Below are 13,564 nucleotides of genomic sequence, written 5' to 3'. Positions count from 1 at the left end.
TCTGAAATCGGGGATCATCGTTAAATACTAATTAATCGCTATCTCATAATGAAAATTATCGGCCAAACCATAAGACTCACGGTATTCGACTGCCACACCTTCAAGGTTTTTTGCGATACGACATACCTTAACCAAAGGATTTTCAAGCTTATTATTTAAATGGCTATCTTTGATATTTCTCTCGAAAGTTAATCGTTCTGTTGCAGAAGAAATAAATTGACCGCAGTGCTGATAATAAAAAGGATAAAGTAGATTCCCAAACTCAGCGATTGGAATTTCTTCCAGATTTTTAAATAAGCGTTCAGGCAGCCAGATTCTTTCGCTTAACACAACGACTTCTTCATGTTTACGGACACGCTCGATATAAAGCAACTTTTCGTCAGGAGCAATCCCTAACTCTGAATTGACTTCGGGTATGGCATCACAGACTTCTACTTTTTTGATTTGCCCTTGTGGCTGAATGAACTCGCCTTTTTTATTACGCAATCTAAAAAAACGAATAAGTGAGTTTTCAAAGTTAGGTTGCTTAAGGAAAGTACCTTTGCCCTGCTGTTTAACTAACAAACCGTCTTCAACTAGTCCTTCAACCGCCTTTCTAACGGTTCCTACCGATACACTATACATTTGAGCAAGCTCTTGTTCACTTGGAATAGGCTCTTCAACTGTCCATTTTGATTGGATCAGTAGCTTTTGAAGCTCCCAACGGACCTTTTCATATCGTGGCAATTTAAAATTTTTAAATGCAGTCTCATCAAGCATTTGCGTTAAACATTATGAAATCGATTTGACAATATTAGCATAGTTATATGTAATACAAAAAACCAAACATATATATGTTTAGATGTTTATATATTTATCAAGGAAGATAATATGGCTGCATTGATGCTTATAGCTTTAGCCGTATCTATAGGTTTAGGATATAAAACCAAAATCAATATTGGATTATTTGCAATAGCATTCGCATATCTCATTGGCTGCTTTGGGATGGGTTTGAAACCTTCAGAAGTTATTGAGCTATGGCCTGTCAAAATTTTCTTTATTATTTTATCGGTCACTCTTTTTTATAACTTTGCTTTAGCAAATGGCGCTTTAGAAAAACTTGCCAGCCATCTTTTATATAAATGCCGTGAGTTTCCTCAGTTTTTACCCTTAGCGATTTTTTTTGCAGCAACTATTATCGCAAGTCTAGGCGCTGGTTTTTATACCGTACTCGCATTTATGGCACCCATTACGCTAATGCTTTGTAGAAAGACCAATATGAATATGATTATTGGTGGAATGGCTGCAAATTACGGCGCTTTAGCTGACGCAAATTTTATGACATCACAAAGTGGCATTATTTTCCGAAGCTTAATGGAAAATACTGGTATTAGCTCACAAACCGCTTTTTCATATAGCAGTGGAATTTTTATTATCACTTTGATTATTCCAATTATAGTGTTGGGAATTTATACACTGTGGAATAGAAAAAGCAGCTCTATCGTTATTGAAGATCAAAAGCCTGAGCCATTCGACAAAAAGCAGAAACAGTCCATCTTCCTTATAGTTTTAATGATGTCGATTGTTTTAATTTTTCCAATATTGCACCTTGTTTTCCCAGATACAAAAACCAACAGCTTTTTAAACTCTAAAATTGATATAGCTTTCCTTGCTATTACTTTTTCACTCATCAGTTTACTTATGAAACTTGCCGATGAGAAAAAGGTGGTTGCACTTGTGCCTTGGGGAACACTGATCATGATTTGCGGTGTCGGTATGCTCATCTCATTAGGTGTGAAACTTGGCATTATTACAACCCTTTCTGAATGGTTAGCACACAACGTTCCTGTCTGGGTCATTCCAGTGTTGTTATGCCTCATTAGCGCCATTATGTCTGTATTTTCAAGCACTCTCGGCGTAGTTGCTCCGACCTTATTCCCGATTGTTCCAGCTCTTGCTTTGAGTTCTGGCCTAAACCCACTAGTGCTGTTCATTTGTATTGTTGTGGGCGCTCAGTCTACAGCAATTTCTCCTTTCTCGTCTGGCGGTAGCCTCATTATGGCTTCGGCACCAGCAGATATCGACAAAACCAAATTCTTTAATCAACTGTTATTTAAAGCAATTCCTGTAGGAGTTATTGCCGCTTTAATCGCCATTTTCACTTTAAAAATTGTAATGTGAGATGAAAATGAACTGTATAGATACACATGCACATGTTTTTTCGGTACAGGACCACAGTATCGAAACAGCGCGCTATACACCTAATTATGAGGCAACTGTGCAAAGTTTTATCTCTCATCTTGATGAACACAAATTCACGCATGGTGTTTTAGTTCAACCTAGCTTTTTGGGCACCAATAACCAAACAATGCTAAATGCTATTCAGCAGTACCCTGAGCGCTTAAAAGGGATTGCTGTCGTTCAACATACCACTGCTTTTGACGAGTTAGTACAACTCAAAGAGCAAGGCATCGTTGGTGTTCGTTTAAATCTATTCGGTCTTAACCCTCCTACGTTAAATACTCCTGAATGGCAAATGTTTTTACGAAATGTGGAAAGTCTCAACTGGCAAGTTGAATTACATGCACCACCGAAATATTTAGTTCAGCTTTTACCTCAATTAAGTGAATACAACTTAAATGTGGTGATTGACCATTTTGGTCGAGTTGACCGTGTTAAAGGGATTAATGATCCAGATTATCAAAAGTTTTTAAGATTACTTAATGTAAAACAGCACTGGATTAAAGTGTCTGGTTTCTATCGTTTAGGTACTGCCCCAAATCATATCAATACAGCCCAACAGGCCTATCATATTTTTAAAGACAAAGGTTTTTTACACAAGCTCGTTTGGGGAAGTGACTGGCCCCATACCCAACATGAATCATATATGACCTATGAAGACGCGATTCATGCCTTTAAAAAAATTGTGTTTGATAAACATGAGCAATGTTTAATTTTAAATCAGAACCCAACCGAGCTGTTTGATTTCTCACGTACATAAGGAGTATGTATGAAAAATGATATCGCTATATCGGAAGTAGAAAAGTCAACAATCCGTAAACTTTCTTTTCGTATTCTTCCCTTCCTCATTCTTTGTTATTTCATTGCCTATATTGATCGGGTAAATATTGGTTTTGCCGCACTAACCATGAACCAAGAAATTGGTTTAACTGCTACTGCCTTTGGTTTTGGTGCTACCTTATTTTTTATTGCATATGTCATATTTGAGATTCCAAGTAACATGGCTATGGAAAAGCTGGGTGCGCGCATCTGGATTGCCAGAATCATGATTACTTGGGGTATTGTCGGTTTCTGTACCGCTTTTATTACTGGCCCTATCTCATATGCAATTTCTCGGTTTTTACTTGGTGCTGCCGAAGCCGGATTTTTTCCGGGTGTATTACTGTATTTAACACTATGGTTCCCTAAGCGATTTATGGCCCGAATTGTTGCCGTATTTATGGTTGCCATCCCTTTATCTAACTTTATTGGATCACCTTTATCTGCCTTACTATTAGGCTTACATGGTTTAGTTGGTTTAAGTGGATGGCAAGTTCTTTTAATTTTTGAGGCATTACCTGCAATTTTGCTTGGTATATTGTGTTTAGTTTGGCTTCCAAATAACCCGAATCAAGTAAAATGGTTAAGTTCCGAACAAAGAGAATGGCTATCAAGCACTTTAACTTTTGAAAAGAACCAATTATTAAATACTGAAAAACAAGACACTGCCGAGCAGAAAAAAAGTAAGTTTAAGCTTCTAATTACCAATAAATATTTATGGTTCTTCGCGATTATTTATGCAGGAAGTTCAGCAACCAGCAATATTTTATCGTTATGGATGCCTCAGATTTTAAAAGCCTTCCATCTAACTGCCATGCAGACGGGTCTTTTAAATATGATTCCTTTTGGGTTAGCTGCCGCTTTCATGATTGTTTGGGGTGTGCATGCTGATAAAAGTGGTAATAAGAGCCTTAACACAGCTATTCCATTGTTTGTGACGAGTTTTGGTTTACTTCTTACTCTTTTCACATCATCTTTAACATTGAGCTTGCTTTTATTCTCACTCGTTTTGATGGGTAACTATGCCATTAAAGGTCCTTTCTGGGCGTTGGTTTCTGAGCGCTTACCACCTACTTTAGTTGCTGTAGGTATTGCAGCAGTAAATACGATTGCGCATATCGGTACAGGGCTTATGAACTCTATTATGGGTATAGTCAAAGATTATTCGGGTAGTTTCCCTGTGTCACTTTTACCGCTCTGCATTTTGACATTTATTGGTGCCGTGATTGCATTGTATTTGGGAAGAAAACCAACTTTACCGAAAGCACAAAAGGTTCAAAAAGCAGTTTAGGTAATCATTTATTTACTCTCATTCTTTAATCGAACCCTGCTAATAATCAATATTTAGCAGGGCTTTTTTTACCGTAATGAATACGGCTGATTTACAGAAAAAATATTAAAAGCGATAGCCTACACCCAAATAAGTAATTAAAGGATCAATATCAACTTTAGTTGATGCATGAATTAACTGCTTACCTGTTTTGCTATCAATCACATCAATATTTGCTCGGTTATTTAACTTTGCATAGGACACGGAACCAACAGCATACCAATTTGGTGTAATGTCATAAGTAGCACCCAAACTCACAATTGGAGCAATCGCATCAGTCGTTTTCACTCGAACATAAGGGTTTGCACTTGAAGTTTTACCATCTAATGCAGCGCCAGCATTATTGTCTAGCACATTCTGAATCATGTGGCCCGCAGCAATTAAGTCTGAGTTGATTTGGTCATTTAACTTAATATTGGAGAAGCGTGAATACATAACACCAGCACCAATATAGGGACGGAACTTATTTACACCCGACTTACCAAATTGATATTGGGCTTCTAATGCTGGGGTCCATGCACGTACCGTAGCAGCTTTCGATTTATTACCAAGATTGGTGATTGGAATATCTTGCAGTAAATCTAGTTTATCTCCAATGACTAAAGCTGCTAACCCTTCAGGATTTGCAAAACCAGATAATGGCGCGTTGATTTCTCCTTTCCCCTTAATATCAACTTTTGGAGGAATCCCACCGATTAACTGTAAAGACACGTTCTCGTTAATATAGTAATTGAACATTAAGCCCAATGTATCTACATCTTCTGCTTCAAGCCCTGTACCTTTTCCTTCCCATTGCTCTAGACCTTTGATAGTTGCCGTACCTGTTATATCAGATGAAACCATGTCATTTTCATCTACGAGTCCTAATAGTTGACCAACCGACTGCTCTTGATTGCCATTTTCATCGACTGGATGACTAAACACCATATCAAGAATTTCTTTAGCATTTTCACCCGTTGATAATTTTGCATTAGGGTCTATTGATTTCATAAATGCTGAAGTAGAAATAGTTCCAACTTTGGCAGTAGTTCCATTTGCTACAGCAGTATTTATGTTGAATGGATTTGCCTTTCCTTGTGGCATGACATGCAACCATCCAGCAGATACGGAAAACCGTTTAAATTCTGCATGTGCTGTCTGTGTTCCCGTTATAAAAGCCAAAGCGAGCAGATTCCCGCCGATTAATTTTAAAATATCCATTTTATTTCCTTTATTTTATTTAAGAGGTTTCCATTAACCTCATCATTTAAAATAAAGATTTTTTGAACTTTTGGTAAAATTTTCCGATAAAAAGTATTATAAAACAATATATTAATTTTAATTAATATATTTTAATTGATTGAAAAATATACAATATAAATGTCTTTTGTATGGAAATGATAGATTGAAAAAAAGCCCATCTTCCGATGAGCTTTTTATTTAACTAAATTTAAGAATATGCATTAGACTTTAAATTCTGCTAATACAAAGTTTTTTACGATTTCATCAAAATTTGGTTTCAGAAGAGTTGGCTTGCTATCTTTTATAGTTTTATACCAATAACTTGCTGCAACTCCCATGCTAATCAAAGCTAACAATTTCATTGCTCACCTCACTTATTGGGAAGAGTGGACTTCAAATTAGCATCCGCGTTTGTAGCGTTCCAACTCGTTTTAAAGAGGTTTGTGTATATATTTTAATCAACGTGTAATAAAAAAGCCTACAACTTTGAGAGCCGTCTTTAACACCAATAATAGTGCAATTTTCTTAGATTTCGATTTAGCATTTACTCTATATAGAATGAAATTCTCAATAAAGATAAAAAAGAATCTTCTAGAATAATGAAATATCTGATTATTCTTACCTCTACAAACGCATAAAACTTATTTTAAATATTAGAAGATCACTTTTTATTTGTTACTGATCTTATGAAATCGATTATGGGTATAGTGAAAGATTACTCAGGGAGCTTCCCTTTATCTTTTGTACCGTTATTCATTATGATATTTGTTGGTGCCGTGATTGCGTTGTATTTAGGAATAAAATAAACTTTACCGAAAGCACAAAATGTTTAAAAAATGATTTAAGTTTTCATTAAAAAAAGAGACCATTCAATGGTCTCTTTTTTTAATGCAGATCTTTGCTTTTTCATATTATGAACATGCTAGATGTTATATTTAATATGTTCATATCATTAAAAGAAAAAAAAGAACATAAACATAAAAAAACTACCGAATACTATTGCTACCCATGATATTAGCTTAGATATAAAACTATTTTCTTTAAAAAAGAATGGTAAAGTCCATTTTTTAATATCTATTTTTCTCAACCATGATAAATACCAAGGAAAAGTTAATGCGAATATAAGAGAACTTATTAACACACTGACAAAGGAAGTCCATTTATAAAATTCAGACGCGCTCATCTTAAAAAAAAATATCCAAAAAATCACTTCTAGAGCACATAGCAAAACGCATAAGTAGACATAAAATTTATTCTTCGGATTAGTGATAAAAATTGGTGTCAGCATCCAAATTGGATATATAAAACCGAACATAAGTCTAAAACCATATAAGTCATGCTTACCATCTAATAAATAATATCTAGGAAATACTATTACATAATAAATAAAAAATAGAATAAGACTTAAATATTTCACTCGATCGACATCATTACAATCAAGGTTTCCCATCATACTCTTAAATATAAAATACCCAATAAAATAAGTAATATAAAAATCAATTAGATAAATTATTGAAGAGTAATAGCTTTCAAAGTTAATAAGCCCATACCAAAGTAAAGATAATGTCCAAACCAACCCAAAAATAAAAAAACCTTTAACAATAATAGCAATTGGAGATTTTTTTATAATAATTGATGAATTAATCATGGTTTACAGCCTTGTGCTATTGTATATCCCATTTCTATACAACCATATTTTACACGGCTATTATAATCCAATAAGTTAACAGGATTATTACGAAATTTCGTAGGCACCCAAGTTTGAAGTACCCATAATTTAGAATTTTTAAAATACTTTTCATGTATAGGCTGCAATAGTTTTTGCTCTTGTTGCATTTGACCAATATTCCAAGCAACTATATCGGTTACTTTACCATCATAAAGCTGTTTGAAATTGTTGTAGCCAGCTTTCATCAATGCATAACCAGCCTCAGACCTCCAGTTATAAACATCACGTAAATTGACAGACCCCCCAGAAGTTATCGTGCCCAAAGCACCACCTAGTGCAAAGGTTACTCCTGAATATGCTCCTTCCGCTCCCAAGCCAACAACAGCGGCCCGTGAAGTTTCATTAGCAACCCTAAACCATTCAGCTCCTGTTTTAGCATACATGGCACTGAAAAAATCAGCTCTTAAATCAATATCATCTATCATGCTATACCAGTTATTAGTATCTTTAAATATATTTTTTAATACGAGCTCTCTACTTCTGATCTGATCAGCTTTTAAATTAGCCATTGCTGGAGAATTTATTCCATAAATTTGGTTAAAGTCACTACCTGCATAGTCTAACGCTGCTTGTAGCATATTATTGCAATCTCGACTTCGAGCCGCATTATTACAAACTGTTGCAAGTTCTATATCATTAGTTTTAGAAAGATTTTGATAATTTTGAATAATATTATCGCAGTTTGATGAAGATACTTTGCATTTTGCTAAATCTGCAACAAATTTCGCTTTACTATAATGAGTTAGATAATTGTTCTGTATAGCAATATCAGCAGAATTAGCTGCTGTATTTACATCATAACCAGCATATGCAGATACTGCACCAGCAACGACTTTCCCTACATTTTTAATTTTTACTTTTTCCTCATCATTATATTCAATTCCATTGATAGGTTTAGGCATTAAACTAGCAACAATTTCACCAATTCCAGCTCCTATTGCTCCTGCTTCACAACTAGATTTAGTTGCGGCTGCTGCAGCACACCCAGCTGCAGCATGAGCAATCTTATGTATTGTATATTGTAATATTGTTGGATCTGACTTATATAAACTATCTCCAATTTGGCTTGCTAATTCACCATGTAAAGCTCCTGCAAGACCAGAAAGTAGAGCAACTTTCAGATTTTCCTCTAAATCACCGCCCTTAATAGCTGTTTGTACTAGAGTCGAACCAACAGAACTGGTTATATTATTCAATAATCTATCAGGTAACATTGTACTATCTGGTTTTAAATTTAAAGTAGAACCAACTTGACTCATTAATCCAGCTGTCACCACTGCTGTCGCAAGATTTTTAACTGTATCTTTAGAACCTAAATCTTTTAAAGTCTGTGTAATATTACCTTGATTATTAATTAAACTTACACTTGCTTGGGTTGCTAAACTTGTAATAGCTGCGTTTGCCATCGCACCAAGTGTAGAAACACCTGTAATTGTTGTAACACCTCCAACGGTTGCTGTTGTAACACCAGCTGAGCCAATCATACTTGCACCAAGCCCAACAGTAGTACCACTTGCTGCTGTTCCACCAGCAGCGCCAGCTGCAGCTGCTGTACCTGAACCCATCGTAGCAATAGTTACAATGATAACAATAAGTGCAGCACCAGCCGCCGTTAACCCTTGTGACTTATAGTCCCAATCTTTTTGAGTAAGAAGGACCTGCTGCCAATCTACATCTTTACGATTAACTAATTCTTTTAAGTAAGCATTGCCAGGCTGATTTGCCAGTTTTAAAATTTCATCTCTTAATTCAGCTTTATTCGCATCTTTTTCACTAATAGGAACTTGGACTACTAAACCTCCTGCAGCATTAATGGTTGGTAAAACAGGCCCATTGAATCTTGGCAATTGAGCTGTTTCGGTAATTGACCCTTTATCTTGCATCGATTGCCAAACCACAGAATTTTTTTCTTTTTTCACGAGGTCTGTAATAGATGTTTTAGCAGCAATTAACTCTAACTTACCACCAGCTTCAATTGATGCACCTTTTAAATACTCAAACTCTGTTCCAACAAGTCTTGTATCAAAACCCGATTTAGTACCAATGTAATCAGCTTTTAAGGTTGCAGGTAACTCACTTACTTGAGTACGTGTTGCATTAGTTTTAGAGGTATTGTATTTAATACCAGCAAATGATGATTTTTTGGTAATATCTACATTACTGCTAGAACTTTCTTCTACTGTGTAGAAATTAAGATTACCACCAGAGTTAATCTTAATTTGTCCTCCCTCTGCGGTGAATCGACCTGAGTAAATATCAATATTATTATCTGGAGTATTCACATTTACAGATGGGTCTAATTTTTTCGTCTCAATGAAAATATTTTTACCAGAAATATCAACTGAGGCTGCATTAGTATTATTACTTTCGGCTATAGTAGTAATATACTTTTTCTTTAGGCCACCCCATGATTTTTTCTTTTCCGTAGTTAATGAACGGTCATAACTTTGTTCAACTGCAGCATCGAACAAAATACTTTTGTTCGATTCTATTTTTACATCGCCATTTTTTGAAGTAATACCTGTAGCTTGTAAAACTAAATTATCACTTTTGCTCTTACCTACAGTTCTTATATTAACCCCTTTATCACCATTAATAATAGTAGGACTAATTAATGTTCGCATACTATAATTTTGATCACTTTCATTACCTTTATCATAGAAGTCTGCATGACCATCAATAATAATACTTGCATTTAATACTTTAGGTTGTGCATTTGCACCTATAGTGGTTGCAGTTTTATATTGTTCATTTAAAGCACCACTTGCTTCCAAATTAACTTGGCCTAATTGAGAAGAAATATTACTTCCACTTATTGTTAAACCTTTGACAGATGTAATATTAATATTTCCAGATTTTGAAGTTAAATTAGTTTCCGCATGTTCGGTACCATTAATATTACTAGTAAGAAATTCCTTTGTTCTTAATTCTGTCTGTTTCTGAGACTGCAGCTTATTAAGCATATTCTCCAGATCTTTAATAGCCTTACTCTCATTTAAAGTTTTATATTTTTTTATTTCTGTTTTATAAGAATTTAATAGAGGCTCTATATAGCCTAATGAAGGTAAGAAACCTTGTATACTGTCATATGGACCAGTAGGAATCACTATAATATAAGTATCACTCGCTCCCTCTGATGAAATTGATTGGATATAAGCATTTTCATAGAACAAGATATTACTTACATTTACATTGGATAAAGCCCCAGCACCATACTCTCCATTTGAACCATTAAACAGATATGACATAGCTGATTCAAGATTATTTTTTGCCTTTTTGATATTATCAAGAAGTACTTTTCTTTCCTGAAACTCATTTCTATTAGACAAAATATTTATATTGTTATCAATTTCCTTAATATTATTTTCAATATTAAGTATATTCTTTGAATCAGCAGACCTATTTTTTAATGTATTTTTTATTCCATCAACTAGCACATCATCTTTACTTGAAACAATCTTAATATCTTTCTGTGCTGTTAACTGTGAACCTTGAATATCGACTTTGGCACCTTCTAAAGTAATACCGCCATTGGCTGTATCCAACTTAACAACTTGTTCAGATCCATTACCCGCAGTTCCTTCATAGCCTTTTAAAGTTAAAGTACCATTCTTGGAAACAAGTTCAATATTACTTGTTGCTTTTAAGTTGTGAACTTTAGGGTCAATCGTCAAGTTTGAATTCGTTTGAATACTTAAATTACCATTTAGATTATTTAATTTAGTATCATTCTTAAGTAAATCACTTCCTGTGGCGTTTAAGTCAACTGATTTTGCTGTATTTAAGGCATCACCTTCAATTAAGATTGCTCCACCTGTAAGTTTTGAATTCTGAAGATTTAAACCTTTATCACTGACTAATGACAGTACTCCTGTTGAATTCAGCTCACTGTTTTTAATGGAGCTAAAGTTTGCTGAATCATCAACATTAGCCTGACTATTGATATAAATATTCTTTTTAGAATTTAATGCAGTGTGCTGTTGCGATGTAGATTTAACACCATCTAGAGTAAGGTCATCTGTAGCAAATATTTCAATATTATTTTTAGCGTTCAATGTACTATCAGTTAATTTATTTTTGGCCCCACTAGTCGCAACAATATTGCCATTTTGGCTTTCTAAAATTGCATTCTGTACTGTTAAATTACCTATACCACTAGTGCCAATAGTAACACCTTGACTACCTTTTAATACTGTGTTGGTTGTTCCAGCATTAGTGAAGAGAGTATCTTTTGCACCTAATATTGAAAGTTTGCCTTGAGAAGACGTTGCATTTAACCCCGTTGCAGTAATTTTTCCATCTAAAGATGTAACGTCAATATTATTTTGTGCAGTTAGTGTTTTATTTAAATTTAGATCACTTTGAGTTGCATTAAGGCTTAAGTTTTTGCCAGCATTTAGATCTGTTCCTATATTTAGAGCCTTAGCTTGTAGTTTTAAATCTCCTGTACTCGATAGACTAGAGCCTTTCAAATCAATTATGTTGCCTGCTTCAACTTTTATATCGCCATTAATTTGTGGTAATGCTCTAGCGCTACTGTCCCAAACTAAATTATGGCTACTATAAGCATTAAAATTCTTGGAGCGAGTAATAGAGTTATCAAGTACAAATCCTAAATTCTTTAAAGTGAGATCTCCTGAACTATATATGTTAATATCTTTTCCTACATTAAAACCATTCCAATCTAATATAAGATTTGAATTAGCATTTGCAGTATTAAAGTTCAGATTTCCAAAATTAGCCCAAATATAAGTATTATTAAATGATAATAAGTTTCCAGCATATAAATTCAAATCATACATACTAGAAATATTTCTAACACGATCACCTTGTAAATTTTGCTTGGCCTGTAATGAAATTGCTCCATTTACACCTAAGTTTACATCATTACCAAGATTAATATTATTTGCATCTAAATAAAGGTCTCCACCCTCACCAAAGTTTTGAATGTTTGCACTATTTTTAATATTAATGTCATTTTTTGCGTTCAAAGAAACAATATTTTTATTATCAGCACCGTGTTTTTCTATTCTAGCATGATCGACTATTATATCTTTTCCAGAATCTAATATTAAATTACCATTTGTGATCATTGTTCCTGTATGAACAATATCATTTCCCTCACCTGAACTTAGGCTTAATAAGCTATTTTGAGGATTTTTATTGTAGAGCGCACCTGTATTTTCAATTTTACCTGCACTTGTCACAACAAGACTATTTAATGCTTCAAGAGTTCCAGCATTGCTAACACCTAAACCCTTTTCAGTGCCAACCAAATAAATATTATTGGCATACATTCCACCCAGCGCTTTAACGTCCACAGCTAATGTCGGTGTTGTTCCTGTACCAGTCTTAGCAGTTGTATCCTGTAAATCTGCACTAATATCATTTACGCCAGTAATTACCTGAATATCATTTTTAGCACGAAGCTCTGCACTGAGTTCTAATGCACGTGCATAGATATCTACATAATTTGCATCGTTATTATTTCCACCCAGTCCAAATTTAGAATTAGGGTTTGCTGAAACCGTAATTTTTCCTTGGTCTACAGTAAATTGCTTGATACTGCCATCAGCATTTAACTGAGGTTTACCTGTGGTAAAAATTGCCTTATTGGCATTAATAAAACCACCACCTTTAATATTGATACCAGACGGGTTGGCAATAATGACATCCGCCATTTGCCCTGCAACTTCCAAGTTCCCTTCAAAGCGTGAAGCGGCTGATGAATTTACTTCATTTAAAATAACTCTCGCTTCACCTGTAGCCAAAAATGGGTTGGCAGATACATTACCGACGGTTTGAGTAGCAGCACCTTGGCGACTGTTGTTCAATACAGCACCTTCAGCTAATACATCAAATTGTTTATAAATATTATGAGACACACCATTTTTTGGCGTTTGAATATTTACCACAGGAACAACTGTACCTGCCGAGTTCTTACCAGCACCAATCACTGCTCTATTCGCAGCATTTGCAGCACTGTCCGCTACAATATCGGCATATACAGGTGCTAAAGGCATCCATAGGCTAATGCTGGCAACCAACGCTTTTACTTGCCAGAGTTGATGAAATGCCTGAGATTCAGTATGCGCAATATTGTTCGGTGCACTTGCTTCACTTTGGCCCGAAGCCTTGGTTTGGCTTTTTACATTTTCAGCCACGGCAACAAACATTTGACGTGCTTTGCTATAAATAATGCGATAACTATTCTTGTTCATGAATTAAGTCTTTTCTAAAGTAAA

8 protein-coding genes are annotated in these 13,564 nt (G+C 34.8%); 3 read left to right on the top strand and 5 right to left on the bottom strand.

The genetic code is table 11. The features are described 5' to 3' along the window. Positions 1 to 27 precede the first annotated feature (27 nt). Positions 28 to 759 (bottom strand): GntR family transcriptional regulator, encoded by a 732-nt coding sequence (locus I8T81_RS08945; protein ID WP_198072657.1) that lies wholly within the window; start codon positions 757 to 759, stop codon positions 28 to 30. A gap of 111 nt (positions 760 to 870) precedes the next feature. On the opposite strand from I8T81_RS08945, the gene I8T81_RS08940 reads away from it, so the two are divergent. From I8T81_RS08940 to I8T81_RS08930, 3 genes are read left to right on the top strand one after another with little or no spacing between them, the layout of a single operon-like run. Then, a complete protein-coding gene (locus tag I8T81_RS08940) occupies positions 871 to 2,160 on the top strand; it encodes an SLC13 family permease (protein ID WP_198072656.1) in 1,290 nt (429 codons plus the stop codon). Positions 2,161 to 2,167: 7 nt separating this feature from the next. Next, a complete protein-coding gene (locus I8T81_RS08935) occupies positions 2,168 to 2,980 on the top strand; it encodes an amidohydrolase family protein (RefSeq protein ID WP_198072655.1) in 813 nt (270 codons plus the stop codon). A gap of 9 nt (positions 2,981 to 2,989) precedes the next feature. Next, a complete protein-coding gene (locus I8T81_RS08930; RefSeq protein ID WP_198072654.1) occupies positions 2,990 to 4,330 on the top strand; it encodes an MFS transporter in 1,341 nt (446 codons plus the stop codon). Positions 4,331 to 4,435: 105 nt separating this feature from the next. Here I8T81_RS08930 and I8T81_RS08925 read toward each other — a convergent pair whose 3' ends face one another. The 4 genes from I8T81_RS08925 to I8T81_RS08910 all read right to left on the bottom strand — a co-directional run bounded on the left by I8T81_RS08925 (position 4,436) and on the right by I8T81_RS08910 (position 13,540). Next, on the bottom strand, positions 4,436 to 5,569 hold the full coding sequence (locus I8T81_RS08925) for an OmpW/AlkL family protein (RefSeq protein WP_198072653.1): 1,134 nt from the start codon (positions 5,567 to 5,569) through the stop codon (positions 4,436 to 4,438). A 242-nt stretch (positions 5,570 to 5,811) separates the two neighbouring features. Continuing rightward, positions 5,812 to 5,952: a hypothetical protein gene (locus tag I8T81_RS08920; protein WP_002050829.1), complete on the bottom strand. Its 141-nt coding sequence runs from the start codon at positions 5,950 to 5,952 to the stop codon at positions 5,812 to 5,814. A gap of 590 nt (positions 5,953 to 6,542) precedes the next feature. Beyond that, complete coding sequence (locus tag I8T81_RS08915) at positions 6,543 to 7,238, bottom strand: hypothetical protein (RefSeq protein WP_198072652.1); 696 nt, start codon at positions 7,236 to 7,238, stop codon at positions 6,543 to 6,545. After that, positions 7,235 to 13,540, bottom strand: a complete 6,306-nt coding sequence (locus I8T81_RS08910) for a two-partner secretion domain-containing protein (RefSeq protein WP_198072651.1) — start codon at positions 13,538 to 13,540, stop codon at positions 7,235 to 7,237. Before I8T81_RS08910 ends, I8T81_RS08915 begins: the two co-directional genes overlap by 4 nt. Positions 13,541 to 13,564 lie beyond the last annotated feature (24 nt).

It is taken from the genome of Acinetobacter seifertii (assembly GCF_016064815.1).
In the GTDB taxonomy this organism is placed as follows: domain Bacteria; phylum Pseudomonadota; class Gammaproteobacteria; order Pseudomonadales; family Moraxellaceae; genus Acinetobacter; species Acinetobacter seifertii.
The sequence above is the reverse complement of the archived record's forward strand: the minus strand, read 5'-3'. Positions and strand labels throughout refer to the sequence as shown.